Consider the following 25,494-nt stretch of genomic DNA (forward strand, 5'->3'; position numbering starts at 1 on the left):
GCACTCGCGCTGGCGCGCAAAGGAGTACGCGTTGCTGTATTCGAAAAAGGCGCGCTCGCAGGCGAGCAGTCGTCGCGCAACTGGGGATGGATCCGTACGGTCGGGCGCGATCCGAAGGAGTTGCCGCTATCTGCCATCGCGAACGATATGTGGGCGGACATCCAGGCGCGCATCAACGTGGGTTATCGGCGCACCGGCCTCGCCTATCTGGCGGAAACGGACAAGGAGATGGCACGTCATCAGGCTTGGCTCGACTCGGCTAAGAACACGGGCACAGAAGGAAGCCTGCTCGGACGCGATGAACTGGCACGTCTTATTCCCGCCTCGAATCGTCCGTGGATTGGCGCTTTGTACAGCGCTGGCGATGGTGTTGCCGAACCTACGCTCGCCACTGTCGCAATCGCCAGGCTGGCGACTGAAGCCGGTGCGTTAGTGTTCGAAAACTGTGCGGTTCGCGGGCTGGAGACCAGCGCGGGAAGAACGTCGGCGGTTGTCACGGAGCGTGGCGTTGTGAAGTGTGCGTCTGTAGTACTCGCCGGCGGCGCATGGTCGCGACTTTTTTGCGGTAATAACGCCGTTGAATTTCCGCAGTTGAAGGTACATGCGTCAGTGCTGCGGACGGGGCCCTTGGAGACCGGTCTGGAGATGGCGATCAACGGGTCTGACTTTACGTGCCGCAAGCGCGCTGACGGGGGCTATACGGTGTCGCAACTCGGCGCATCAATAGCTGACCTCACACCGGACAGCATCCGCTTGTGCCGACAATTCCTGCCGGCGTGGATGGCGGAACGCAAATATCTAAAGCTTCGCGTAGGCAAACGATTCGTAGAGGAAATGAAAATCCCGCGCCACTTTCGCCTGGACGCGCCCACGCCGTTCGAAGCATGCCGTACGCTCGCTCCGCCGCCGACCATGAAGATGGTCGATGGTGCGCTAGGCAAGTTGAAGCATGCTTTCCCAGCGTTCAAGAATGCAACGGTTGCACAAGCCTGGGCCGGGTTTATCGATGTGACGCCAGATGCAGTGCCGGTCATCTCCGAAGTCAGCAAGATTCCGGGGTTCTTTCTGGCAGCGGGATTTTCTGGGCATGGTTTTGGCATTGGCCCGGCAGCCGGCGCGTTGATGGCGGACCTGGTGACGGGAGACGCCCCGAGAGTGGACCCGAAGGCGTTCCGGTTGAACAGGTTTAATGCCTGAGACAGCAGCGGACAAGCAGTCTGCCGGTACCTTGATCAGAACTCCTGCATGGTCGGACGAAGCACGATCTCGTTGATATCGACATCGCCCGGTTGCTCGATCGCGTAGGCAATCGCGCGAGCGACCGAATCCGCAGGAATCGCCTGCTGATAAAACTGCCCCACCACTTTCGCGCTCTCTTCATGTGAGCTGCCGAGCTTCAGTTCAGAGTCGACCGCGCCCGGCAGGATGATCGTCGTGCGGATCGAGGCGCCGACTTCGTGGCGCAAGCCTTCGGAGATAGCGCGTACGGCAAACTTCGTACCGCTATACACGGTGCCGCCGGGGCTAAAAACCTTGATGCCCGCCACCGATGAAATGTTGATGAAGTGGCCGCTGTCCTGCTTCTGGAATACCGGTAGCGCGGCGGCGATTCCGTACAGCACGCCCTTGATGTTGATGTCGACCATGCGTTCCCATTCGTCGACCTTCAGTTCCGACATGGGCGCAATCGCCATGAACCCTGCGTTATTGACCACTACATCCACGCGCCCGTAAGCGCTCACGGCCTGATCGACCAGCGCCTGAACATCTGCGCGGCGGGTGACATCGGCGGCCAATACTTCGACCTTGCCGCCCGCTTCGCGCAACTCGGCGGCAATGCTCTCGAGCCGGTCCAGACGACGCGCACCCAATACAAGCGACGCCCCTTTGGCCGATAAATGACGCGCCGTGGCTTCACCAAGGCCGCTGCTCGCGCCGGTAATGACAACGACCTTGCCTTCAATTCCACTACTGACATGACTGCTCATTGTTGACAGGCTCCTGTGTTCCTGAGAAGGCGAAGGCCCCCTTGACAGAAGACAGTATGGGAATCGCAAGTCAACCATTCAATGGAAATGATACGATTTCATAATTCCAGTTTATGGAATCAAACCTGAGACCTCATCATGCAGAATCGCCTTGAAATGTTGCGCATCTATTGTGCGGCCGTTGAAGCACAGAGCTTCAAGGAAGCCGCTACCCGGCTAGGCACTTCGCCTCAGGCGATCACGCGAGCCGTTCAGGAAGCAGAGGCGTTGGTGGGGGAAATCCTTTTCCATCGCAACACCCGGCGCGTGCGCGCCACGCAGGCAGGAGAAGCGTTTGCGCGGCGGGCGCGTGAACTCGTGCAGCAGATGGATGAACTCTTAAGACCGAAGGACAGCGAGATCGATGCCGAGATCGCGGGTCTGGTCCGGTTGACCACGCCGAAGTCCATCGGCGAACGTTTTCTGATGCCTGCGCTTGTGCGTCTCGCCGAGAAGCATCCTCGCATCACGCTCGACCTGCGTTTGTCCGATGCGATCAGCGACCCCATCGCCGAGCAGATCGATATTGGCGTACGGATCGGCTTCATGCGAGACAGTCGTTTCGTGGTGCGCCCCGCATCGCACGTGGGCTTCTCCGTCATTGCGAGTCCTAAGTTGATAACACGCGTGGGCCGTCCAGCGGATCTGGCTGAGCTTGCGCTGCTACCGTCGACAGGGTTCATCGACAGGAACACTGGGCGAGCGTGGCCCTGGCAGTTTTCCAACGGCCAGCAAATGACGCCGACCAACCTTGCGTTCCAGACCGACGATGGAGAGTGTGAGTGCCGCGCCGTGGTTGCGGGACTCGGGTTTGGGCAGGTCGTGAGTTATCTCGCACTGCCCCTGCTGCGTGCAGGCAAGGTGATCAGCGTACTGGACGACATTGCGCCGGAGCCGTGGCCGGTCTACGTCTATAGGCCGCAGCGAGGACCGGTGCCCGCACGCATACGGCTCGTGTTCGACGCCGTGCTGGCGGCGCTGGAGAAATCGGAGCTGCAACATGGGCCTTATGTGTCGGGCTGATTTCACGCTCTGCGCGATCATCTGCGAAAGCAAAAAAAAGGCGTCGTGCGAACACGACGCCTGAAATTCTAGCTCCGAGGGGAGGGCTAGAACTGAGAGCCAGCTTACATCTCAACCTCCCCGGCGCATGGGCCGTTGAAGGTTCTACAAACTTGCCGCAACCACCGTTTTCGGCAGCGTGAAGGTCAGTGCATCAAACCGAAAAAAGCATGCACGGCATCGCCAGGCGTCAGGCCTACATCGAAGTAACCCTGAAGGCGGTCCGCGGTCGTTTCATCAAGAACGAACGGTGGGCTGATGAAGCGCGCGGCGACCGCCTGGTCGTACCAGACGCTGATCCAGCCGGTAAGTTCACGCACATCCTCCTGCACTTGCAGCCCGGATTTGCTGTCCATGGGATCTCCGCAAAAACACACCAGGGTCGTCACACTGCCACCCGGCCACGCTTTATCAAAGCCGTCCCAAATGACGGTTTATTTGCCAAGAGCCATTCTGATGAAAGAACACTGAGAGCCAGGCCGCAGACGGATGGCTTGTACCCAAGCACAATCGCAATCGCTCCAACCCGCCATGAAAATACCAAACAAACAGACTAGCACTTGAACCGCGGCGGTCTTTGGTGACCACTATGATCCTTGGCTAAAGACCTAAGGATTTTGCCGGTACTGGCGCAGTCGTCGAACACCCCTCGTACCGTTTCGCATGACATCATGCTATCTGGTTCCAATCTATTTTCCAGTCGGCGGAAGCGGAATTTGATCTAGGAAAATCCTGCAATGGCTATAAGGATTTCCTGACAGGGCAACCAGGTCCATTCCGGTAGTCAGGGTTGAAACCAGACCGTGCTTTCCGAATCCTTCATTTCCTTACTTTCATTCCCTTACGTTCATACTCTCACTCAGTCACCAGCCCGTGCCGAACCGCATAACGAATCACTTCAGAATTGTTATTGAGCCCGAGCTTCTGCATAAGCCGCATCTTGTGCGTGCTGATCGTCTTTGCACTCAGCGACAACACGTCGGCAATATCATTGATGCTGTTGCCGGCCGCCAGCATTTGCAGCACCTGGAACTCGCGGTCCGAGAGAATCTCATGCGGCGGCCCGTCGCTTGCAGGCGAGTCGAAAACAATTGCATCGACCAGCTTAGGGTCAATGAAGCGCCCACCCGCCGCCAGCTTGCGGATCGCAGCGAGCAGGACCTCAAGGTCGCTATCCTTGGTCACGTAGCCCGTCGCGCCCGCGCGTAATGCCCGCGAGACCACCTGCCCCTCATTGTGAATGCTCAGCACCAGGATCGGCAACGCAGGCTGCTCAGCCCGCACGCGCCGGATCAAGTCCACTCCGCTAATGCCGGGCATGGTCATATCGAGCAACAACAGGTCCACACGGCAAGCACGCAGCTTGTCGACAACTTCGGACCCATGCGCGGCCTCCCCGACCACGGCAATATCGGTCGTCGTGGCTACGATCTGCTTCAGCCCGCTTCTTACGATTGCGTGGTCATCCGCTATAAAAATACTAATCATCGTTCCTGTCCGCTATCTAGCGGCAAATTGATTGACACCATGGTTCCGGCACCCGGCGCGCTGTCGACCTGAAGCGTCCCGCCGATCAGGCGCGCCCGCTCGCTCATTCCCAGCAAGCCATACGAATAGCCGCCCTGCGCCGAGTCCAGGTCAAAGCCCTGACCGTCGTCGCTTACCCGAAGATCGAGCGCCAGGTCCGTGCTGACGAGCGTCACCGCCACGCGCGACGCGCCGGCATGCCGCGATACATTCGTGAGCGATTCCTGGACGATACGGAATACGGCTGTTGCATGGGCGTCCGCAAGGCTCGGTTCACCGCCTCGCACTACCAGTTGACAAGGCATGCCGTTGCGCCGGCTAAAGTCTTCAGCAAGCCACTCCAAGGCCGACACAATACCGAAGTTGAGCGCCGCCGGTCTCAAATGGCTCGCGACGTTGCGCACCATCCAGATGGTTTTCTCTACCAGTTCACGGATATCGTCTATCTTCCGGGTGGCTTCCGCGTCCGCGACTACACGCATCTTGAGCAGGGCCACATCCATTTTCAGCGCGGTGAGCAACTGACCCAGTTCGTCGTGAATCTCCAATGCTATACGACGCCGCTCCTCTTCCCGGATTGCCTCCAGATACGCCGACAGCTCACGCAATTGCTCGCGCGACGCCAGCAGTTCCTCCTCCGTACGCTTGCGCTCGGTGATGTCCTGCACAGTGCCGACAATACCCCACGACTGTCCCTCTCGGGCATCCACGAGTTCTGCCTGAAGCCGGACGATACGTGTGGTCCCGTCCGGACTCGTGATGCGATGATCGATGCCGAAGGATTGTCCCTTGGCGAGCAGACCACGTACGGCGCGCCTGACCGTAGCTTGGTCGTCGGGATGAACCAGCGCGAGATAAGCGCTATAACACGGCTTCGCGACCAGGCTCTCCAGTCCGAGAATGCGGTAGAGCCCGGTCGACCAGTGCGTGAGTCCGCTATCACGATCCCATGCCCAGTCGCCGAGCCGTGCCAGGCGCTGCGCGTTGGCGAGGCTCGCTTCGCTCGCGCGCAGTTTCTCGTCGGCCTTCCTGCGTGCCGTGATGTCGTAAAGCCCTACATAAATAGCCGGAACGTCGCCATAGGTCGCGACCCGGGCATTCGCCACGGCCCAGAACGACGTGCCGTCGGGTCGCCTGAAACCTAGCTCGGCGTTGCGCAGACTTCCCTCGTCGCGCAGATGGCACACCAGCTCGCCGCGCTCCTTGGGCGAAACATATAAGTCGATAATATTGCCAAGCGCCGCTTGCGTCGTATCGAGCCCAAAGAGTTCGCGCATCGGCTGGTTCATATACAGGATGTCGCCTTGCGGCATGGACGTGATGCACAGCGGCACTGGACTCGTCTCCACAATCGCGCGAAACCGCGCCTCGCTTTCCTTTAACCGCGCCTCTACGCCCCGGCGTTCGACAATCTCCAGGTTGAGGCTGAGATTGGCCCGCGCCAGTTCCTCGGTGCGTTGCGCCACCCGTGCTTCGAGTTCGTCGCGGGCATCGCTTAATGCTTTTTGCGTCTTTTCGCGTACGGCAATTTCATGCTGCAACTGCATGTTCCGCGTAACGAGTTGCTGTTGCAGCGTGCGCAATGCCAGATGCGTACCAATGCGCGCCACTACTTCGTCAACGCGAATTGGCTTGGTCACATAGTCAACGCCGCCCGCTGCCAGCCCTTCGATCACGTCCGCACTCGCGGACATCGACGTCATGAAGATCACCGGGATGTCGCTCGTTTCGCTATTCGACTTAAGCCGCCGGCACGTCTCGTAACCGTCTATGCCGGGCATCTTGACGTCGAGCAGGATGAGATCCGGTTGCGAGAATGCCGCGCGTTCCAGCGCTTCCAGGCCATCCAGTGCGACTAGCACGCGAAAGCCCTGCCCCTCGAGACTCTCCACCACCACGCTCAGGTTGGCGGGCATGTCGTCCACGATCAGGACTGCAGGCGGTTCCAGCGCCGGGGGTGCAAGGTCGATAGCCGTGTCATTCATGACGCTTGCCCCCCTTCAAGATGTCGTTCGACGAATTGCACGATCGCCTTGGTCCGATAGTTCTTCGCAAGCGAGCGCAATTCAGCAGCGAACGCGCTGTAACGCTCGTCAAGGGATGCGATGCGTTCGGCCCACAACACGATCTCGCGCATGTTGCCCTGGCGTGCAAGCCGGTGCAGGTCCTGCATTTCATGCGGAGGCACGGCCGGGCACGGCATCATTGCCGCAGGCTGGGACAGCGGCTCGCCAAGCGGCGCATAAGTCCACGTGAGCGAGAGCAGCGCGGCAACCCTCGCAAGCAGCGTGTCGAGATGAATGGGTTTCGCGACGAACGCGTCGGCGCCCGCGCTCAGGCTGCGCTTTTCATCGCCGCCCGTCGGGCTGGCGGAGATCGCGATGATCGGCACGCCGGCAAGGTCCGGCAGCCGCCGCAAGCGGCGCATGGTTTCGAGTCCGTCCATCTCGCTCATCACGATATCGGTCAGGACTATTGACGGGCGCGTCACCTGAGCTTTCTCCAGCGCTTCCTGACCGCTGGCCGCTTCAATCATGTCGAAACCGATCTGTCCCAGCATGTCGACCACCACCTCGCGGTTGGTGGCCACGTCGTCGATAACCAGCACGCTCCTGCGCGCTCCCGTGTAGCCGGTGACCACCCACGCGGCATCGGTGGCGGCCGACGCGGACGGGGCGGGAACCGCTTCGAGGTCGAACCAGAAGGTGCTGCCCTCGCCTTTGCGGCTCTCGACCAGGATCTCGCTTCCCATCGAACGCACGAGTTGCCTGCTGATGCCGAGGCCCAGTCCGGCTCCTCCACGATGCCGTTGTTCGTCGCCGGTTTGCTCGAAGGGTTCGAAGATCAGCTCGCGTTGCATGTCGCCAATGCCGATTCCGGTATCTTCCACCGCGAAACGGACCCGGCCATTTTGCAAGAGCGCCACTCGCAAGCTCACGTAGCCCCTGTCAGTGAATTTCACCGCATTCGCCAGCAGGTTGAGCAGTACCTGGCGCAACCGGCGTTCATCGGCACGCACGGCGTTGGGCACGTCGCGCGCGGCCTCGCACACGAAGAAGAGCTGCTTTTGCTCAGCCTTCACGCGAATGATTTCCGCGACGTCTCCCAGCAGCCCCGGGAGTGGCACTGCAACAATATCGAACGGCATTTTGCCGGCCTCGATCCTGGCAATATCAAGAATGTCGTTGATCAGGGCAAGCAGGTGTTCGCCGCTGCGTTGAATCACGCCGAGCCCGTCGCGCTGGCGCTCACTGAGCGTCCGGTCCCGGCCCAGGACTTGCGCGTACCCCAGGATGCCGTTCAGCGGCGTGCGTAATTCATGGCTCATGTTGGCGAGGAATTCGGATTTCGCCCGGTTTGCCGCCTCGGCGGTGCGTCTCGCTTCGCGGCCTTCAGCCGCTTCGCGTTCGTCTTTATAAGCGCGGTGAAGGCGTGCGCACATGGAGTCGAACGCGGCCACTACTCGTTCGAGTTCATCTGGACGGCGCGGCCGGCGGCGCTGCAGCGTGAAGGCTTGCGGCGCCTGCCGGAAGTCGTAGCTTTCGACGCGCCGCGCCACCGTGGCGAGATGGCGCGTGACGAGCCGCGAGAAAATGTAGATGGTGAACAGCGACACGAGAAACGTATTCGCCCCTTGGCTCAGCAAGATCACCAATGCTGTCCTCAACAGTTCGTTGTACAGGTTGGCGAGGGTTGCCTCGACCCGCAGCGTGCCGATTGATTCCTCGTGACCCTGGATGCGATACACAATCGGAAAACTGCGCACCATGACCGGCCCGCGAGAATGGGTTCCGGCGGCGACCACCATGGAGCTGTCGCTGGCGATCACCTCGGTGACCTCGGCCAGCCGGATGTCCGGCAGATGGAGAATGCCGTCGAGCTGGAGTTCGAGTTGCGGCCGGTCGAGCCGCCAGAGCGCTTCGCCCAGGCTGCCGCGATAACTGCCATCGATCTCCGCAAGCCGGCTTTCGATGAGCATCACTCCGCGGTGATAATCGCGATACAGTTGAAGCGCCGTGAGCGTGAGCGTGACTGTGCAACTGAACAGGAACACGGTAGCGAGTAGCCGCATCACGACACTGCTGCGGTGACGGCCGACCAGGTCGCATAGTCCGCCGAATGTGTTGAGCGCCATAGATTTCCTTGGGGCCTGCCTTGGTTCTTGATCCGCCTATTCTGCGCGCTCTGGCGGCGGTGGTCTAACGGTGGCATAACACAACAAATTCAAAGAGAAACGCAGGCAAATTTGCCTGCGTTCAGTGTATGGGAGACAACCGTGCGTATTGTCGTCATGGCATGGCTAACCGCGCTCACGATGACCTCCGCTGTGTGCGCGCAGGATGTGGTGAAACCCCTAAAGTCGGAGGAATTCCTGGTCCGCTATGCGTATGCGTTCGAGTTGCTCACTGAAGTGCTGCGGCGAACCACGCCGCAATACGGACCTTACGTCGAGCAGGCTTATACGGACGACATCTCCGTTGCGCGCTCGCATCTGGAAGCGGTCAAGGGCCGGCGGATCAATGTCATGATCAGCGACGTGGGTCATAAGGAGCTGGACGAGGGAATGATTCCAATCCCGTTTCCTATCGACAAGGGTTTGCTTGGCTACCGTGTCGCGCTGATTTCGAAGGGTAGCCAGGCGAAAATTGACCAGGTCCAGACGCTGGATCAATTCCGCACGCTCTCGGTCGGCCAGGGTGCGTTATGGGGCGATGTACGCGTATACGAGTACAACAACGTGCCGGTGAAAACCGCTGAGACTTATGAATCGTTGTTTCTCATGCTGACGCATGGGCGCTTCGACATGTTTCCTCGCGGCGTCACCGAGGCGCCTGGAGAGTTTGCCGCCTACCGCGCGCGTTATCCCGATCTCGCGATCGAGCAGCATCTGTTGATCAGGTACGCGTTTGCCCAGTGCTTCTACATCAGCAAATCCGATCCCCGCCTTGCGACCCGCATCAACGACGGGCTGGAACAAATGGAGCACGACGGTAGTTTTGACGCCTTGTTCAACCGCCATTTCGCGAGGCAATTAGCCGAACTCAAGCTGGAGACGCGAACCGTCATCGAGCTCAAGAATCCGTTCTTGCCCTCCTGGGTACCTTACGGACGCAAGGAGCTATGGTTCGACCCTGCAAAGCCGCAGTAACTTCGACGTAGCCCATGCGCGATCGCGGCTGTGGCGAACCATCGCGCCATCTTCCGGGCCATGCACCTGCAGGTCGTCAATACGTTGTTTTAGTTCGACCAGCAGTTGCGCCTGCTCCTCAGCCAATATCTTGCCATGCGATTCCTGAAGCTCGCCCAGGGTATGACGGAGTTGCCTGAGCGATGCCGCGTCCATGCTGATCAACGGCCAGCAACGCAGCAGGAAGGTCAGCGAGATGACGTTTCTGGTATCACACCACGAATCGAACAGGCGCAGGCAGATTTCGTCTATTTGTTCGGCGGCAAGCTTGGGGTCGAAGGAATCGGCGCTCATCGCAGCGTAGCGGAGGGTAAGAAGTCCTGAATGGGTCAATCGTAAAACAAGACGCGGGATTAAGACAATCGGGAAACCCTCGAAAATCGCTAAGAAAGCGCTGCTCGCGATCTAGGGGAATCCTGACTTGAGCGCCACACCCGGGTCGGTCATTACCCCATGTTATGGGTACTCAAACAATTGCGGCATTGCCTCCTCAAAAATGGCCCCCTATATTTTCCCCATGCCAGCCGTGCGCGCCTTGCCTTGCATTGCAACAGAGGCCGGTTGAGCGTGCGAGTCTGGATGAACCGCATGGCAAGATGAAGACATTACATTGATCGCGCGGCAAACCTTGTATCAACTGGCAAGCCGCATGTGATTCTGCATGCGACTTTGCATGTGGTTTCATTACCCGCAGCCGAACCGCTCAACCATCAGGACCGCCGTCGATGAGAAACCTGTCGCTCCGCCCCGTCGCACTGTCGCTGCTAATCGGTCTTGCTTCGACCGGACCCGCTTTCGCCGCGGGACAGATCACCTTTGTGTCACAAGGCGGCAGTTATCAGGAAGCCCAGACCAAGGCCATTCTCGATCCCGCCGCGAAGCTGCTTGGGATTACGGTCAACCAGGACAGCATCCCCGACGCATGGCCGGCGATCAAGGCGCAAGGCGCGACCGGCAAACCGATCTGGGACGTAGTGGATACCCCAACGTCCAACTGTTTGCGCGGCGGCCGTGAAGGCCTTCTGGAGAAGCTGGATTTTTCTAAACTGCCGAATGCGGCTGCCATGCCGGAGCAGTACCGAACGCCTTATTCGGTTGCCTACGAATTTTATTCAACGGTGATCGGCTACAACAAGAAGACGCTCAAGAAGGTGCCGCAAAGCTGGGCGGATTTTTGGAACGTGAAGGCGTTTCCCGGTACGCGAGCGCTTCGCAACGATCCGCAGACGGTGCTCGAAGCCGCGTTGCTCGCCGACGGCGTGCCGCGTGACAAGCTTTATCCGCTGGATGTAGACCGGGCCTTCAAGAAGCTTCAGCAGATCAAACCGGACATTACCGTGTGGTGGACGTCGGGCGGCCAGTCGGCGCAATTGCTGCATGACGGCGAGGTAGACATGGAGATGATCTGGAACGGCCGGGCAAGCGCCGTGCAAAAGGACAATCCGGACGTGGCTTTTACCTACAACGACGGCATCCTGCAGAACACGCAGTTGTGCGTCTTGAAGAACGCTCCGAATCTGCCGACGGCTATCCAGTTTGTGAACGCGGCAGTGTCTCCGGAACTGCAGGCTAACCTGCCGCTTTATATCGACTATGGTCCGGGTAATCCGGCTGCATTCAAGACTGGCAAGATTACTGCCAAGCGGGCGAGCGAACTGCCGAGTTCGCCGGAGAATGCGGCTAAGCAGGCGTTGATGTCGGAGGAGTGGTGGGCGTCGGAGCCTGGCGTTCAGGCCAAAGCGCGGTGGCTCAAGTTCATGCAGTAGGTGAGTGATTTATGTAGCCCATGGCTAGCGGCTGATCCCGGGAAAGCACTAGCATCCCGGGCGTTCCTGCGTGTTCGCCAGCGTGTCACTCCCTTGATAAGCACAACGTGATCGATTACCTCATCCTTGGCGGCGGCTCTGCGGGATGCGTCCTGGCCGCCCGCCTGTCCGAAGACTCCGGCAAGACCGTTTGCCTGATTGAAGCCGGCCGCTCTATTTCATCCACCAGCATGCCCGCTGCCATTCGCAGCCGCTATCCAGGCCGCGCGTATCTCGACACCGCCAACATCTGGCAGCGCCTTACCGCCAGGATGAGTGGCCCAACTCAGCCACGCCGCTATGAGCAAGCGCGCATCCTCGGCGGCGGCTCGGCCATCAACGCACTGATGGCCAATCGCGGCGCCCCCGCCGACTACGACGAGTGGGAAACGCTCGGCGCTCACGGCTGGAACTGGACCACATGCCTGCCCTACTTTCGCAAGCTCGAAACAGATGCGGACTTTGACGGCGAACTGCATGGTGAGAACGGTCCGCTACGCATCAAACGCACAGAGTGGCCGCGCATTTCGCCGTTCGTGCGCGCCGTGCTTGCGACCCTGGAACAGCGCGGCCATCCCCGCCGCGATGATCAAAACGGCCCGTGGCAAGACGGAACCTTCATTGGCGCGATTGCAGTCAGTGCCGCGGGCGAACGGATTCCAACCTCCGTCTGTTATCTCTCAGATGCCGTGCGCCAGCGCCCCAACCTGACGATCAGGACCGGTGAGAGCGTGGACCGCGTGCTGTTCAACGGTAAGAAGGCAGTCGGCGCATTACTCGGTTCAGGCGAGGCCGTGCACGCCGCCCAGGTGATCGTGTGCGCAGGCGCGATCCATAGCCCCGCAATCCTGCTGCGCAGCGGCATCGGTCCCGCAGATCACCTCGCGGCACTGCATATTCCACTGCTTGCAGACCGGCCCGGGGTTGGCGGCAATCTGATGGAACATCCGTCCATCGCCGTGTCAGCCTTCTTGCCCAGGTCTGCCCGTACGCCCTTCCCGGATGAACACCACGAGCAAGCCATCGTGCGTTTTTCATCGGGACTGCCGGACACCGTGCAAGGCGACATGCACGGCGCGATTCTGTCGCGTTCGGGCTGGCATTCGATTGGGTATCGGCTGGGAACGATCTTCTTCTGGGTCAACAAATCATACTCACGCGGCCGGGTCACGCTGAGCTCCCCGAACCCCCATGATGAACCGGCCGTCGAGTTCAACATGCTCTCCGACTCACGCGACCTCGACCGCCTGAAGCTTGCCGTTCGCTTCGGCGCAGAAACGTTGGTGGACCCTTCGATGGCAGGTCGCCGGAGCGCGATTTTCCCATCGAGTTATTCGCCGCGAGTCGCAAAAGTAGCCGTGCCGGGAACCGCCAACGCGATTCAGCGCGGCATCTTGAGCGCGTTGCTGGATTGGGCAGGACCGTGGCGACAAGGCCTGATTCATCGGCTGGTGACGCAAGGCGTCTCGGTCGCCGGCCTGCTCGCCGATGACAACACACTCACGCAGTTTGTCACGCGTTCGGTCGGTGGCACATGGCACCCTTCCGGTACATGCAGGATGGGCGCCGCCGATGACCCGGCAGCCGTCACGGACGCATCGGGCGCCGTCTATGGCGTGAAGAACCTGCGCGTCTGTGATGCCTCGCTGATGCCCTCCATTCCGTGCGCGAACACGAACGTACCGACCATCATGATCGCCGAGCGGATCGCAGACCTGATCCGCTCGAAAGCGCATCAGGCGCCATAACCCACAATACCCTTGACCTCGAGAAATGCCTCGAGGCCCCATTCGCCGTACTCGCGGCCGTTGCCCGATTGTTTGTAGCCGCCGAACGGCGCGCCCGCATCCCACGCGGGATAGTTGAGATGGACACTACCCGCGCGCAAGCGGAACGCGACGCGCCGGGCGTGTTCGATGTCGCCGGATTGCACGTAGGCCGCGAGGCCGAACACGCTGTCGTTCGCCATGGCGATCGCATCTTCCTCATCGCGATACGGAAGGATAGCGAGCACCGGACCGAAGATTTCATCGCGTGCAATGGTCATGTCAGGAGTCACATCGGCGAACACCGTCGGCCTGACGAAGTAGCCGCGGGTCAGGCCTTCAGGACGGCCTGTTCCACCAGTCACCACGCGCGCGCCCTCGTCCATCCCGGTTTGAATCAGGCGCTGGATGCGCTCGAACTGCAACTCGCTGACCACGGGTCCCAGCGTGATGCCGGGCGCATCGGCGGGACCGACTACATGGGCGTCAGCCGCCCGGCGCGCAATGGCCACCGCTTCCTCATGACGCGCCGCCGGCACGAACATGCGCGTAGGCGCATTGCACGACTGACCGCTATTGCCGAAACAAGCATTGACGCCCGCGGTCACCGCGGCGTCGAGATCGGCGTCATCGAGAATCAGGTTCGCCGACTTTCCGCCCAGTTCCTGATGCACCCGCTTGACGGTCGGCGCGGCCAGCCCGGCGATCTGGATACCCGCACGCGTTGATCCGGTGAACGACACCATGTCCACATCGGGATGACTGCACAACGCCGCGCCAACCGTCGGACCATCGCCGTTCACAAGATTGAATACGCCCGGTGGAACGCCCGCCGCGTCGAGTATCTCGGCGAACAGAAGCGCGTTCAACGGCGACACTTCGCTAGGCTTGAGCACCATCGTGCAGCCCGCAGCAATCGCCGGAGCGACCTTGCAGACGATCTGGTTCATCGGCCAGTTCCACGGCGTAATCAACGCGACAACGCCAACAGGCTCATGCGTGATAAGCGTCGTACCCTTGCTTCTTTGCCAGGTGAATGCCTCGCAGGTTCGAATCAGTTCCTTCAAATGCCGCGTGCCGAGTCCGGCTTGCCAACCGTGCGCCAATGCGCGCGGCGCGCCAATTTCACGCGAGATGAGCTGCGCCATCTCGTCATAGCGCTCGCCGTAGGCTTCCAGTATCTTGCGGATCAGCACAAGCCTCTCGGTGGGCGTCGTCAATGAAAACGAGGCGAACGCGTGGCGCGCCGCGGCGACTGCGCGGTCGACATCGGCGGGCGTGCCCATCGCAATCTCGGCGAAGGTTTCCTCGGTCGAGGGATCGATGACCGGCAGGCGTGCATGGCCCACCGGCGCGACCCACTCGCCGCCAATATAAAACTGCAGTGCATGGCTCATTGCTGGTTTCCCTTAAGTGTCGTTCAGCATCGTTCAGGCGCGTGCGGATGACTTGCGGCTCACTACCACGATCATCACGAGGCACAGCGTCAGGGCCGTCAACATGGTGCTGATCGCGGCGATGGTCGGATCGATCTCGTCACGCAAGGTGACGAACATGCGGCGCGTTAGGGTCTGGTTCGAGCCGCCCGAAACAAACAGCGCGACCACCGTTTCATCCAGCGCCTGGATGAATACAAACACCGCGCCGGAGATCACGCTCGACTTGATCTGCGGCAGCGTGACCGTCATGAAACTACGCAGGCGGTTCATGCCGAGACTGCGCGCGACCATCTCCTGGGTAGGGTCGAAGGTACGCAGGTCGGCGCCTACGGAAATAAGCACATAAGGCAAACCAAGCATGGTGTCCGCGACAATCAAGCCACCGAGCGTATTCACGTACCCCATCTGCGAGTACACGAAAAACACGCCCACCGCGACAATGATAATTGGCACCATGAGCGGCAACATGAGCACGGTGCGCAGATAACGCATGCTGCGGTGCGTGCCGTTCTGGATCGCATAAGCGGCCGCCACGCCGAGCGGCGTGGCAATCAGCGCGGCACTGGTCGACGCGATCAGCGTGGTCTTCGCGGCATCAATCCACGCAGGATTGTTGAAGAACGCGTGATACCAGCGCAGTGAGTAGCCGGGTGGCGGGAACGTCATGAAGCGCGTGTCGGAGAATGACAGTGGCACGACGATCAGGATCGGCACCATCAGGAACACGAGGATCAGCAGCACGCCTAGGCCGAGGGCGATGCGGCCGAACGAGAGTGGTTTCATATCGTTCCTGCGGGTTATTGCGCTTATCCCACTCATTTCGCACCCAGGGTTTTTTCGAGCGGAACCACGCGGCTCGCTGCATAGAAGATCGCGAACACGCAGACCAGCAGCACGACGCTGACCGCACTCGCCGCGCCCCAGCTATTGTAGATTTCAACGTTGCGGCTCACGACCATGGAAACCATGACTGACTTGCCGCCGCCCATTAGCTCCGGCGTAATGTAGAAGCCGAGACACAAGATAAAGACGAGTGTGACGCCCGCCACGACTCCGCTCATCGATAACGGCAGGAACACGCGAGCAAACACATGCAGCGGCGTGCCGCCGAGGCTTGCGCCGGCCTGCGAGAGATTCTTCGGAATTTTTTGCATCGCGGAATAGAGCGGCAGCACCATGAACGGCAACAGGATATGCACCATGGCGACAACCGTTCCGAACTGGTTATAAGCGAGTTGCAACGGATGATCAATCAGGCCGCTCGCCATCAGCGCCTTGTTGACTACTCCGGTGCGCTGCAGCAACACGAGCCAGGCGTACGTACGCACCAGCACGCTGGTCCAGAACGGCAGGATGACCATGCCGAGTATCAGCGCGCTGAATTTCGGCGGCACGGACGCCGCCAGGTACGCCACCGGATACCCCAGCAACAAGGTCATGATCGTCACAATCACGCTGAGCTTGAAGGTGAGCAAAAACGTGTCGAGGTACACGCCCGAAAACATGCGCCGGTAGTTTTCAAACGTGAAGCCGTGGTTCCAGACGGACTGCCACGAGAGCCATGCAAGCGGCACGACCAGCAGCAATACGATCACGAGCAAAGCAGGCGTCATCAGCAAGAGCATTGCGCGATCTTCGCGGCGTTGATAAAGAACGGAAGGATCGGCAGGCGTTGCATGCATTGCTGTCTGTCCTTGAAAGGTCCGGGTGGCGCTTCGCATCATGCACCTCATCATGCACCGACGGCATCGAGGAATTGATACCACGCGGCCACCAGGCGAACGCCCGGCGCACGCAACGAATGGAACGGTACCGGGTTCAGCCCGGGCGCCGCAAGCAGCGAAAGCTCCGGTTTCTCGCCAAGCGCGAGCGCCGCCGCGTGCTGCCCGAGCAAACTGGCCATTGCGACTCCCGCCCCGTTATACCCGAGACAAAAAGTGGTGGTGTCGTCACTGCGGCCCACATGCGGCAGCGAGTTGAACGTCATGCCCACATAACCCGACCACTGATACTCAATCCGCACGCCGGCCAGATCTGGAAAGAGTTCGACCATCGCGCGCTGCAGCGCATCGAAGCCGGTCGTCTGCCCTTCCTTGCCAAAAGCATCGCGCCCGCCGAACAGCATGCGGCCGTCGACCTTGCGAAACCACTTCATCATGCGCCGCGTCTCTGTATAGCTGCGGCGCTCGACCATCAGGCGGTCATCGAGTCCGGCAGGCAGGCGTTCGGTCGCGATCATCGCGCTGCGGAACGGCACCAGTTCGCGTTGGTAAGCAGCGGTTGCAGGCGTCATGTTCGAATACGCATTCGTGCCGACGATCACCTGCTTCGCACGGACCGTGCCGTTCGGCGTGCGCAAGGTCACACCGCCGCGACCGCTGGAACGAATCATCTCGAGTACCGGCGTCGATTCGTAGATATCCACCTTGCGCCGCGTGAGTCCAGCGGCGATTCCACGCACGTATTCGAGCGGCAAGATGGTGCCAGCGTCCGCACTCAACACGCCACCGACAAACGCCTTCGATCCCGTCTCATGCTCGACCTCGGCGCGCGATTGAATCGACATCGTGGTGTCGCCGAGTTTTTGCTTCAACCACTCTGCCTCAGCGCGAATGGAGGCGAACGCGCGTTCAGTATGGGCACAACGCAGGTTACCTGTGAGTTCGAAACGAGCGCGGTCAAGCTTGAATTCATCGATGAACTGTTCGACCATGCGCACGCCGTCGTGGGCAAGGCGATGCATGGTCTTCGCAGTTTCAATGCCATGCAGGCGCTCGATGGCGGGGAACGACAAGCGGAATTTCGACGACACCACGCCGCCATTGCGCCCACTCGCGCCCCAGCCGACCGGATTGGCATCGAGCACGACTGTTTGCACGCCGCGCTTTTGCAACGCATGCGCCGCGGACAAACCCGAGTAGCCCGCGCCGATCACGGCCACCTCTACCGAGAGATCGCGCTCGAGTCCCGCGCCCGTACTGACAGGTGCGTCCGCTGAGAGCGCAGCCCCCGCCATGTCTATCCATAGCGAGGGCGCACCCGGCCGGTTCCCCTCTCGCGTCATGCGGCGCGCGCTTCGGCTTCCACGGCATCGGCGAGCGCGGCGAGCGTGGGGAAATTGAACGTCGGCGTGATGACAGCGCGCGGCGTGGGGGTTGCGCCGAACCCCTTCACGCCTTGACGACGCTCGATCCAGCAGGTCGCATAACCCAGCTCGGTCGCAACACCAATGTCGTGATACTGGCTTTGCGCCGTGTGCAGGATCTCGCTGAACTTATAGCCGAACGCTGCCTGACGGCCGCGGTTATATGCAAAGAATTGAGGGTCCGGCTTGGCGACGCCGGTTTCATCGGCACAGACGGTATCGTCGAACGGATCGCCGAGCGTGTGGGCATAAGCCGACAATGCCACGCGGTCCGCGTTGGTCATGGCAACCAGCCGATAGTGCTTGCGCAGCCGCTTGAGCGCCGCCACCGAGTCTTCGAACGCAGGCCAGTCGAGCACGTCGCGCTGGAACGCAGCGGCGGTTTCGTCATCCGCGGGCAAGCCGAGTTCCTTGGCAAGCAACAGATAGACGCTCGCCATCGCCTGGCTGGAACGGCCCGGAAACGCTGCACGGCCGCGCATGTAGGGTTCGAAGATCTGGTCGTCGGTGAGATCTTTCGCCTTTGCGCCGCCGAGGCGCCGTACCGACGCCAGCACACCGCTTTCGAAGTTGATCAGCGTGCCGACCACATCGAACGTCAGTACCTTGAAATCCTTCAGCTTCATGATTCGTAATCCTCTATAGTTTGTGTTGAATCGTGACTTGATCGCCCACTTCATGGGCATACAACAGGCATATAACCATTCAGGCCGGTACGACGATGGTGTCCTGCGGATCGAGCAAGACCGTCATCTCTGCCCCGGGTGCGGGAATGCGTTGGCGGGCGTCATGGCTGCCGGGTTGCCTGAGGCTGATCGGCGTGCCGTCAGCGAGCGTGGCGAACACCCGCAAGCTCTCGCCCTGGTACAGCACCTCGCTGACGCGGCACACCAGCTTGTTCACGCCGGGCCTTTCATACCCGCCGTCAATCACCAGCTTTTCGGTTTGGACCGCCAGCAAAAGCTTTTCGCCAGGCGGTAAAGGATGCGCCGTTCGCAGGACAATGCCGCCGAGCATCACGGCGTCATCGCCGGCACGGGTCACGTTGAGCAGCGTCGCCTCGCCGATAAAACTCGCCACGAACGCATCGCACGGGCGGTCATAAAGGCGCTCCGGCGTATCGATCTGGACCAGCCGGCCATTGCGCAGCACGGCCACGCGGTCGCTCATGGTGAGCGCCTCGCGCTGGTCGTGAGTGACATAGACAATCGTCGCTTCCAGCTTCCTGTGCAAGCGTCGCAATTCGATCTGCATGGTCTCGCGCAACTGCTTGTCCAGCGCGGACAGCGGTTCGTCCATCAGGATCAGTTGCGGCTCGAAGACCATCGCCCGAGCCAGCGCCACGCGCTGTCGCTGGCCGCCTGACAACTGGGCAACACCGCGGCTTTCATAACCGCTCAACTCGACCATGGCAAGGGCATCCGACACCTTGCGAGCCCAGCCCGCCTTCGGCTGGCGCCTGGCGCGCAGAGGGAACGCGACATTCTCGCCGACCGTCATATGCGGGAATAGCGCGTAGTTCTGGAACACGATGCCGATGTCGCGCTTGTGCGGCGGCGCGTATGTAATATCCCGCTCGCCTACCCACACCGCGCCGGAGGTCGGCTGCACGAAGCCGCCCAGAATGCCGAGCAAGGTAGTCTTGCCAGAGCCGGAAGGCCCGAGCAGGGAAACGAATTCACCGGGCGCAATATCAAGCGACACGTCGTCCAGCGCCACCACGGAGCCGTAGCGCTTCGTGGCCGACCGGATCGATACACCTGCTTTCGCCCTTGCATCCATACCCTGTTTTCTCACCATGGTGGTCTTCGGTTGGTCAAAATATACGGCGCGCTTTTATTGGCGGCAATTCCCGAATTGTTGGATCAGGCATAACATGAGGTCATGCCTAATCTACGCAAGAAGTTGCCGAGCGCGAATGCGCTGTTCGTCTTCGAAGCCGCCGCGCGCTGCGGTAACTTTACCCGCGCGGCGCAGGAGCTATACGTCAGCCAGCCCGCCGTCAGCCGGATGCTGGCGCGCATGGAAGACCATCTGGGCGTGCGTTTGTTCGAGCGCGTGCGCGGCGGTATCGAACTGACGGAGAATGGCCGGATCCTCTACCGGAAGATCTCCGAAGGCTTTAGCGGAATTGAAGGCGCGATCCGCGAGATCGAGGCGCGCGCAACCGGGGTGGAGTCGGTGACGTTATCGGTATCGACCGCATTCACCACGCACTGGCTGATGCCACGCATGAACCGGCTCAACCAGGCATTTCCTTCGGTCGACCTGCGCTTTCAACTGATTTCCGGGCGCATCGGCGGACCGCTTGTCGACGTCGATCTTGGCATGCGCTTCATGACGCAGGACGAGATAGGCGCGAACAGCGTGCTGGTGATGCCTGAGGTACTGCTGCCGGTGTGCAACCGCCGGTATCACGAACAGGCGCTGCTGGACGAGGCCGGCACGCATGGAGACACCGTGATCGTCATGGACGATGGCGAGCGTGGCTGGCATGACCGCTTCAGCGCGTTTGGCGAACACAAGCGGCGAGCGGCCAGCATGCTGAGCTTCAACGACTACGCCATCGTTGTGCAAGCCGCGCTGCTCGGGCAAGGGATCGCGCTGGGCTGGCTTAATGTGGTCTCGCATTGGCTGGCGGAAGGCGCGTTGCTGCCGGCCGAGCAGGAGTTGCTGGTGACCAGCAGGCGATGTTGTCTGGTATCGCCAGAAAGCCGGCCGATGCGTCCGGTAGTCGAGGCAATCCGTGACTGGATTGTTGAGGAGACGCGGGCGGACATGCGCACCGTTGACCAGGCCTATCCCGCGCTTGGAATTCGCGATGCGCTCAAAGGCGCGGGGCTGATGCTGGGATGATAGGCTAGGGATTACCCCGTAAGCCCTGACATGAGCTCAGGCCCCGTTTGCGCAAGCGCTTTGTTATATTCATACAAATAATCGCGCCAACGCGTTGTTTTCAGCCTAAATTAGTACTTGCTTTCCATTGCGATCACGCGGCCCTTTGATTGACGCTTGATTCGACGACCCTGATTCGAACCCGCCGGACGTGTTGCGTTCTCATAACAATCGCACCAGGTCAATACCAGTAATGGGCGAAGGTGAAATAACGTGAAATAATTACGCACGGTGCCAAAAAGTAATCGGACCGGCCACCTGCGCAGATAACATGTGCTATCAAAGGCTATAAAAGCGTATTGCCTTAAAAAAAAATACTGGCCGGTGGGGACAAGAACCTTGTTACATGCTTTTTACTTGATGCTCACCGAAGACGGAACGCGAACTGCGAACGGGGCTTGATGGCGTGGCCAGGGACAACCAATCAAACTTCGGTTCCTTCAAGTTTCCGCGTATTGAGTCGATATAACTAAAGCGCGTGCAGTTTTCGTGAGGCCGGCAACTGCAACTTATCGCCACGTGCCCAAAATGTGCTGACCCCGCAGCGTCTTGATAGCGGCGGTCGCAATAACTAACCGGTATGACGTTCATGGCTGCTTCTCCATCGCTTCCCAGGCATTTGTTTTACGTTGGCGATCCTTTGACGCTCGAACTTCGTTCGCTCCTGGATGCGCGCGGCTGGACAGTCAAATCCCTGGAACTGGACCGTGAGCCGGGGAATTTCTCATCGAAGCCAAGCGGCGGTTTACTCGATTTCTCGGCGCGAAACGTCCTGGCTAATCTGCGGCTGGCCGAAACCTGGCTATCGGTAAAAACAGTGGGCTGGTTAGCACTCTTGTCGCCGGCGCAACTTGAAGATTCAACTATTCGTCGTCTCGTTCGCGATTTTTGCTTTGATTATGTAACGCTCCCCGCGTCGGGAGAACGCATTTTGAACGCGCTGGGGCATGCTTACGGAATTGCTGCGTTGCATGACGGAGGCGCACGCGACCCCGCCAGCGCGAAGAGCGATGCCAACGCCGAAGGCGACATGATCGGCTCATGCGACGCCATGCTTGCGCTCTTCCGCGCCATCCGCAAAGTGGCCATGACGGACGCGCCCGTGTTTATCTCCGGCGAATCGGGAACGGGTAAGGAACTGACGGCGGTGGCCATTCATGCGCGCTCAGTGCGGCGCAACGAGCCGTTTGTCCCGATCAACTGCGGGGCCATTCCCGCGCATCTCTTGCAGTCCGAGTTGTTCGGTTATGAACGCGGCGCGTTCACCGGTGCGAATCAACGCAAGATCGGGCGCGTTGAAGCGGCGAACGGTGGCACGTTGTTCCTCGATGAGATTGGCGACTTGCCGCTCGAGAGCCAGGCGAGCCTGTTGCGTTTCCTTCAGGAGCGCAAGATCGAGCGCCTGGGCGGCCATGAGTCCACACCCGTTGATGTCCGCATTGTCTCGGCTACGCACGTCGATATGCAAACGGCCATGATTGAAGGCCGTTTTCGCTCTGACCTTTACCACCGCTTGTGCGTGCTGCAGATCGAGGAGCCGCCGTTACGGGCGCGTGGCAAGGACATTGAATTGCTTGCCCGGCACATGCTGGATCGATTCGAGAAAGACGCTAGCCGGCGGATTCGCGGTTTCGCCCCTGACGCTATCGCCGCGATCCATAATTATGGGTGGCCCGGCAATGTGCGAGAGCTGATCAACCGCGTGCGGCGCGCGATCGTGATGGCCGAAGGCCGGTTGATCGGCGCGCAAGATCTCGAACTCGGCGAGTTTGCGGAATGCGTGCCCATGTCGCTCGCGCAAGCGCGCGAAGTGGGAGAACGGCAGGCAATCGAAATGGCGCTGCTAAGAAATCGCGGGCGCGTAGGCGACGCGGCGCGCGAACTCGGCGTGTCCCGTGTGACCCTGTACCGGATCTTGTCCGCCTACAACATGCGAGAGGTAGAGACTCCGTCGAGTCTTGGCCTGGAGTAGTTTCTTCCTGCTGCAACGAGATGGTAAGGCTGCGGCGATCCGGGGCGTCGGACGAAAAACGTACGCAACGCGATTCTCGCAGGTGCGCAATGCGCACGCGTTGCAAAGCGCTCTATCCGCCTTCTACCAGCGTCTTAACGTGGCGCAACGCGGCCTAAAAGCATCGCGCGTTTCCAGCCAAAGCCGGCCACTTTCCGATATTCAAAACCCGCTTGCAACAGCGCGCGTTTCACATCGCCGGCGCTGGTGTAGGTGGAAAACGTTGCGTCGTCAACTGCCAGGGCGGCGAGTGAATCGAAGATCGTGGGCGTCCAGAGTTCAGGATTTTTCGCGGGCGCAAAACCATCGAGATAAAACGCATCTGCGCGCAACTGCAGTGTGGGCAGGATATCCACTGCGTCGCCAAATATAAGTGTCAGCGTGACGCTGCCATTGTCGAAATCGAGTTGATGCGTGCCGGGTTGCAGCGCCGGCCACGTGGCGGCGAGCATGTCGGCCAGCGCGAGGACCGACGGATCGTCAACGGTCACCGCGAAGGCGCGACGCAGATCGTCCGTCGAAAACGGATGCTTTTCGATCGACACAAAATTCAGCCGTTCGCTGCGCACGGGATCCGCGCGCCACGCGGCCCATGTCGTCAGGAAATTGATGCCCATGCCAAAACCGGTTTCGAGCACGGTGAACGTTTGACGCCCCTGCCATCGTCCAGGCAAGCCATTACCCTGCAAAAATACATGGTGCGACTGGGCAAGACTGCCCACTATGCTGTGGTAAATATCGCCGTATTCAGGCGAATACGGCGAACCGTTAGGGCGGAAGGCAAGCGTGGCGGGAATCAGTGGATCGGTCATGCAGGTTGGATGTCAGGGAGAACGGCGGGAATCATATTGACGGGACACGGCCGCGTCATTGCCGCGCGGTCCGGTGTAGGTTCAGCACGTTAGCAAAAACGGCTGGCCTCAGGCGAAAAATGCGCTCAGGAAGGCCTCGCCACGGCTCGATGCGCAACGCGATTTATCCGGCAAGCAGCAAAGTATCCCCGTTCTGCCACGAAGACAAGCTAAGATAAATCGAGTGGTTCCGGTTTGACCAGGCCGCGTTCGCGCGTGATTGTCTTTGACAGGAGAACAAGATGGCAGCCAAGAAGATCTTATTTTTGACCGGCGATTTTGCGGAAGATTATGAAACGATGGTGCCTTTCCAGGCGCTGCAAATGGTCGGTCACACGGTGCACGCCGTGTGCCCCGGAAAGAAAAGCGGAGACAAGATCAAGACTGCGATTCACGACTTCGAGGGCGACCAGACCTACACTGAAAAACCGGGTCATCTGTTCGCGCTGAATGCGAATTTCGATGACGTCGATGTCACCCAGTACGACGCGCTGATGATCGCCGGCGGTCGTGCACCGGAATACTTGCGGTTGAATAAACGGGTGATCGAGATCGTACGGCAATTCGCTGCCGCTGAAAAACCGATCGCGGCGGTCTGTCACGGCGCGCAATTGCTGGCCGCTGCCGACGTGATTCGCGGCAAACGGATTTCCGCCTACCCCGCTTGCGCGCCTGAAGTCCGGTTGGCCGGCGGCGACTATGCCGACATTGAAGTGGACAGCGCGGTCACCGACGGCAATTTCATCACGGCCCCGGCTTGGCCCGCTCATCCGCAATGGCTGGGTCAGTTTCTTGCACGGCTTGGAACTGAGATCTCGCTCTGAGCGATGCGGCGGTCGCAGCGGTTGTGGCGATTGCGGCGCTCACTTCACTGGTCCTTTCCGGAGTCGATTAGAGGGCTTTGAGAGAGCATTGAAAGCGTTTTTGCAAGGTGGATGCCACTTGCATCTATCCTCTATTTGCCGGTGTCCGGCAACTGCTTTAGCGAAGTTGCCGGCGCCGGCGGATGTCGCAATTGACTGAAGTTTTCCCCGTCTGCCCGGGCTTGTAGAACGCCGGGCGCGACGGGCTGCTAGAATTGACGTTTTACTTGCCTGGTCATGTGCTATGGGCTTTGAACAGCTCGCTGTATTGAAACAACAATTCGAGAAGGAAAAACAGGCGAAACGCGCGCAGTCCAAGTCCGCGTCAAAGCCTGCGCATAAGCCTGTCTTGAAGGATGCGTCTAAGCCCGCCTCCAAGCCCGCTTCTAATCCCGACGCCAAGCCGTCGCGTCCGTCGCGCCCGCCACGACCAGCGGCGCGCCCTGCTGCTCCCGTCGCGGTCAGGTCGAAACCCGTGGACCCCGTGGTCCTGACCATCGGAAAGCTGCAAAAACGGTTTCCTAAAGCGTTCCCGAAAAACCCGTCACCCAAGGTGCCGCTGAAGATCGGAATTTTCGAAGATCTTCTCGCGCACGCTACGGAGATGGCGCTGACCGAAACCGAGTTGCGCGCAGCAATCAAGATCTGGTGCCGCGGCAGCCGTTACTGGACAGCAATGGTTGAAGGCGCAATTCGGGTCGACCTCTCGGGCGAGGAAGCGGGACGGGTATCGCCTGAAGACGGCGTTCGCGCGACGAAGCTCGAAGAAGGTCGTCTGGCCAGAGTCGCGTCGAAGGCGGCGACGCCTGAAAAGGCAGCCGGTCCTGAAAACGCGGCGGCGCCTGAAAACGCGACGGTTTCTGAAAGCGCAGCAGCGGCTGACAACGAAACAGCTCCTGAAAAAGCAGCGGTTTC

The 25,494-nt window shown here is 60.1% G+C and carries 21 protein-coding genes and 1 pseudogene; 9 read left to right on the forward strand and 13 right to left on the reverse strand.

Annotated elements, in window-relative coordinates:
- Nucleotides 1-1,197, forward strand: a 1,197-nt coding sequence (locus JWR14_RS10770) for an FAD-binding oxidoreductase (RefSeq protein WP_299705696.1), incomplete at its 5' end; no start/stop codon positions are given.
- A gap of 35 nt (nucleotides 1,198-1,232) precedes the next feature.
- Here the strand turns inward: JWR14_RS10770 and JWR14_RS10775 are convergent.
- Nucleotides 1,233-1,988: an SDR family oxidoreductase gene (locus JWR14_RS10775; RefSeq protein WP_299705699.1), complete on the reverse strand. Its 756-nt coding sequence runs from the start codon at nucleotides 1,986-1,988 to the stop codon at nucleotides 1,233-1,235.
- 138 nt (nucleotides 1,989-2,126) lie between these two features.
- On the opposite strand from JWR14_RS10775, the gene JWR14_RS10780 reads away from it, so the two are divergent.
- Nucleotides 2,127-3,050, forward strand: coding sequence for a LysR family transcriptional regulator (locus tag JWR14_RS10780; protein WP_299705702.1), 924 nt, complete (start codon nucleotides 2,127-2,129; stop codon nucleotides 3,048-3,050).
- A 185-nt stretch (nucleotides 3,051-3,235) separates the two neighbouring features.
- Here JWR14_RS10780 and JWR14_RS10785 read toward each other — a convergent pair whose 3' ends face one another.
- The 4 genes from JWR14_RS10785 to JWR14_RS10800 all read right to left on the reverse strand — a co-directional run bounded on the left by JWR14_RS10785 (nucleotide 3,236) and on the right by JWR14_RS10800 (nucleotide 8,751).
- On the reverse strand, nucleotides 3,236-3,445 hold the full coding sequence (locus JWR14_RS10785) for a hypothetical protein (RefSeq protein WP_299705705.1): 210 nt from the start codon (nucleotides 3,443-3,445) through the stop codon (nucleotides 3,236-3,238).
- A 499-nt stretch (nucleotides 3,446-3,944) separates the two neighbouring features.
- A complete protein-coding gene (locus JWR14_RS10790) occupies nucleotides 3,945-4,577 on the reverse strand; it encodes a response regulator transcription factor (protein ID WP_299705708.1) in 633 nt (210 codons plus the stop codon).
- Nucleotides 4,574-6,601 carry a response regulator gene (locus JWR14_RS10795; RefSeq protein ID WP_299705711.1) on the reverse strand — a complete coding sequence of 676 codons (2,028 nt, stop codon included), beginning with the start codon at nucleotides 6,599-6,601 and terminating at the stop codon, nucleotides 4,574-4,576. The genes JWR14_RS10790 and JWR14_RS10795 overlap by 4 nt, the downstream gene beginning before the upstream one ends.
- Complete coding sequence (locus JWR14_RS10800) at nucleotides 6,598-8,751, reverse strand: ATP-binding protein (protein WP_299705714.1); 2,154 nt, start codon at nucleotides 8,749-8,751, stop codon at nucleotides 6,598-6,600. Before JWR14_RS10800 ends, JWR14_RS10795 begins: the two co-directional genes overlap by 4 nt.
- Before the next feature lie 141 nt (nucleotides 8,752-8,892).
- On the opposite strand from JWR14_RS10800, the gene JWR14_RS10805 reads away from it, so the two are divergent.
- The gene (locus JWR14_RS10805) at nucleotides 8,893-9,765 is read left to right on the forward strand and encodes a transporter substrate-binding domain-containing protein (RefSeq protein ID WP_299705717.1); all 873 of its coding nucleotides are present in this window, start codon (nucleotides 8,893-8,895) and stop codon (nucleotides 9,763-9,765) included.
- Here the strand turns inward: JWR14_RS10805 and JWR14_RS10810 are convergent.
- A complete protein-coding gene (locus tag JWR14_RS10810; protein ID WP_299705720.1) occupies nucleotides 9,736-10,098 on the reverse strand; it encodes a hypothetical protein in 363 nt (120 codons plus the stop codon). The two genes, JWR14_RS10805 and JWR14_RS10810, sit on opposite strands and share 30 nt — an antisense overlap.
- Before the next feature lie 431 nt (nucleotides 10,099-10,529).
- On the opposite strand from JWR14_RS10810, the gene JWR14_RS10815 reads away from it, so the two are divergent.
- Together JWR14_RS10815 and JWR14_RS10820 are read left to right on the forward strand one after the other, a co-directional pair.
- Complete coding sequence (locus JWR14_RS10815; RefSeq protein WP_299705723.1) at nucleotides 10,530-11,570, forward strand: ABC transporter substrate-binding protein; 1,041 nt, start codon at nucleotides 10,530-10,532, stop codon at nucleotides 11,568-11,570.
- 107 nt (nucleotides 11,571-11,677) lie between these two features.
- On the forward strand, nucleotides 11,678-13,357 hold the full coding sequence (locus JWR14_RS10820) for a GMC family oxidoreductase N-terminal domain-containing protein (RefSeq protein ID WP_299705726.1): 1,680 nt from the start codon (nucleotides 11,678-11,680) through the stop codon (nucleotides 13,355-13,357).
- Here the strand turns inward: JWR14_RS10820 and JWR14_RS10825 are convergent.
- The 6 genes from JWR14_RS10825 to JWR14_RS10850 all read right to left on the reverse strand — a co-directional run bounded on the left by JWR14_RS10825 (nucleotide 13,345) and on the right by JWR14_RS10850 (nucleotide 19,741).
- Nucleotides 13,345-14,772: an aldehyde dehydrogenase family protein gene (locus JWR14_RS10825; RefSeq protein ID WP_299705729.1), complete on the reverse strand. Its 1,428-nt coding sequence runs from the start codon at nucleotides 14,770-14,772 to the stop codon at nucleotides 13,345-13,347. The two genes, JWR14_RS10820 and JWR14_RS10825, sit on opposite strands and share 13 nt — an antisense overlap.
- A gap of 33 nt (nucleotides 14,773-14,805) precedes the next feature.
- Nucleotides 14,806-15,597 (reverse strand): ABC transporter permease, encoded by a 792-nt coding sequence (locus tag JWR14_RS10830; RefSeq protein ID WP_299705732.1) that lies wholly within the window; start codon nucleotides 15,595-15,597, stop codon nucleotides 14,806-14,808.
- Between the two features lie 32 nt (nucleotides 15,598-15,629).
- Nucleotides 15,630-16,538, reverse strand: coding sequence for an ABC transporter permease (locus JWR14_RS10835; protein ID WP_299705734.1), 909 nt, complete (start codon nucleotides 16,536-16,538; stop codon nucleotides 15,630-15,632).
- A gap of 8 nt (nucleotides 16,539-16,546) precedes the next feature.
- Entirely contained in the window at nucleotides 16,547-17,830 is a 1,284-nt protein-coding gene (locus JWR14_RS10840; protein ID WP_299705750.1) for an FAD-binding oxidoreductase, read from the reverse strand.
- A 44-nt stretch (nucleotides 17,831-17,874) separates the two neighbouring features.
- A complete protein-coding gene (locus JWR14_RS10845; protein ID WP_299705736.1) occupies nucleotides 17,875-18,585 on the reverse strand; it encodes an HAD-IA family hydrolase in 711 nt (236 codons plus the stop codon).
- Between the two features lie 79 nt (nucleotides 18,586-18,664).
- Nucleotides 18,665-19,741: an ABC transporter ATP-binding protein gene (locus JWR14_RS10850; RefSeq protein WP_299705753.1), complete on the reverse strand. Its 1,077-nt coding sequence runs from the start codon at nucleotides 19,739-19,741 to the stop codon at nucleotides 18,665-18,667.
- A 102-nt stretch (nucleotides 19,742-19,843) separates the two neighbouring features.
- Here JWR14_RS10850 and JWR14_RS10855 point away from each other — a divergent pair, with 102 nt between their 5' ends.
- The gene (locus JWR14_RS10855) at nucleotides 19,844-20,815 is read left to right on the forward strand and encodes a LysR family transcriptional regulator (protein WP_299705738.1); all 972 of its coding nucleotides are present in this window, start codon (nucleotides 19,844-19,846) and stop codon (nucleotides 20,813-20,815) included.
- Between the two features lie 628 nt (nucleotides 20,816-21,443).
- Nucleotides 21,444-22,826 carry a sigma-54 dependent transcriptional regulator gene (locus JWR14_RS10860; protein WP_299705741.1) on the forward strand — a complete coding sequence of 461 codons (1,383 nt, stop codon included), beginning with the start codon at nucleotides 21,444-21,446 and terminating at the stop codon, nucleotides 22,824-22,826.
- A gap of 140 nt (nucleotides 22,827-22,966) precedes the next feature.
- Here JWR14_RS10860 and mnmD read toward each other — a convergent pair.
- Nucleotides 22,967-23,677: pseudogene (gene mnmD, locus JWR14_RS10865) on the reverse strand (tRNA (5-methylaminomethyl-2-thiouridine)(34)-methyltransferase MnmD); the annotation flags it as partial.
- A 281-nt stretch (nucleotides 23,678-23,958) separates the two neighbouring features.
- Here mnmD and JWR14_RS10870 point away from each other — a divergent pair.
- Both JWR14_RS10870 and JWR14_RS10875 read left to right on the forward strand, forming a co-directional pair.
- Nucleotides 23,959-24,540 carry a DJ-1/PfpI family protein gene (locus tag JWR14_RS10870; RefSeq protein WP_299705744.1) on the forward strand — a complete coding sequence of 194 codons (582 nt, stop codon included), beginning with the start codon at nucleotides 23,959-23,961 and terminating at the stop codon, nucleotides 24,538-24,540.
- A 283-nt stretch (nucleotides 24,541-24,823) separates the two neighbouring features.
- The coding region (locus JWR14_RS10875; RefSeq protein ID WP_299705747.1) for a ProQ/FinO family protein at nucleotides 24,824-25,494 on the forward strand (671 nt) is incomplete at its 3' end.

Origin of the sequence: Caballeronia sp. (genome assembly GCF_028292365.1) — a bacterium.
Lineage (GTDB): Bacteria > Pseudomonadota > Gammaproteobacteria > Burkholderiales > Burkholderiaceae > Caballeronia.

What these genes read in the sequence shown, in the direction of transcription:
- JWR14_RS10775 (WP_299705699.1), bottom strand. Translation starts at nt 1,988, where the DNA reads ATGAGCAGTCATGTCAGTAGTGGAATTGAAGGCAAGGTCGTTGTCATT.
- JWR14_RS10780 (WP_299705702.1), top strand. Translation starts at nt 2,127, where the DNA reads ATGCAGAATCGCCTTGAAATGTTGCGCATCTATTGTGCGGCCGTTGAA.
- JWR14_RS10785 (WP_299705705.1), bottom strand. Translation starts at nt 3,445, where the DNA reads ATGGACAGCAAATCCGGGCTGCAAGTGCAGGAGGATGTGCGTGAACTT.
- JWR14_RS10790 (WP_299705708.1), bottom strand. Translation starts at nt 4,577, where the DNA reads ATGATTAGTATTTTTATAGCGGATGACCACGCAATCGTAAGAAGCGGG.
- JWR14_RS10795 (WP_299705711.1), bottom strand. Translation starts at nt 6,601, where the DNA reads ATGAATGACACGGCTATCGACCTTGCACCCCCGGCGCTGGAACCGCCT.
- JWR14_RS10800 (WP_299705714.1), bottom strand. Translation starts at nt 8,751, where the DNA reads ATGGCGCTCAACACATTCGGCGGACTATGCGACCTGGTCGGCCGTCAC.
- JWR14_RS10810 (WP_299705720.1), bottom strand. Translation starts at nt 10,098, where the DNA reads ATGAGCGCCGATTCCTTCGACCCCAAGCTTGCCGCCGAACAAATAGAC.
- JWR14_RS10815 (WP_299705723.1), top strand. Translation starts at nt 10,530, where the DNA reads ATGAGAAACCTGTCGCTCCGCCCCGTCGCACTGTCGCTGCTAATCGGT.
- JWR14_RS10825 (WP_299705729.1), bottom strand. Translation starts at nt 14,772, where the DNA reads ATGAGCCATGCACTGCAGTTTTATATTGGCGGCGAGTGGGTCGCGCCG.
- JWR14_RS10830 (WP_299705732.1), bottom strand. Translation starts at nt 15,597, where the DNA reads ATGAAACCACTCTCGTTCGGCCGCATCGCCCTCGGCCTAGGCGTGCTG.
- JWR14_RS10835 (WP_299705734.1), bottom strand. Translation starts at nt 16,538, where the DNA reads ATGATGCGAAGCGCCACCCGGACCTTTCAAGGACAGACAGCAATGCAT.
- JWR14_RS10840 (WP_299705750.1), bottom strand. Translation starts at nt 17,830, where the DNA reads ATGGCGGGGGCTGCGCTCTCAGCGGACGCACCTGTCAGTACGGGCGCG.
- JWR14_RS10845 (WP_299705736.1), bottom strand. Translation starts at nt 18,585, where the DNA reads ATGAAGCTGAAGGATTTCAAGGTACTGACGTTCGATGTGGTCGGCACG.
- JWR14_RS10850 (WP_299705753.1), bottom strand. Translation starts at nt 19,741, where the DNA reads ATGGATGCAAGGGCGAAAGCAGGTGTATCGATCCGGTCGGCCACGAAG.
- JWR14_RS10855 (WP_299705738.1), top strand. Translation starts at nt 19,844, where the DNA reads ATGCCTAATCTACGCAAGAAGTTGCCGAGCGCGAATGCGCTGTTCGTC.
- JWR14_RS10860 (WP_299705741.1), top strand. Translation starts at nt 21,444, where the DNA reads ATGGCTGCTTCTCCATCGCTTCCCAGGCATTTGTTTTACGTTGGCGAT.
- JWR14_RS10870 (WP_299705744.1), top strand. Translation starts at nt 23,959, where the DNA reads ATGGCAGCCAAGAAGATCTTATTTTTGACCGGCGATTTTGCGGAAGAT.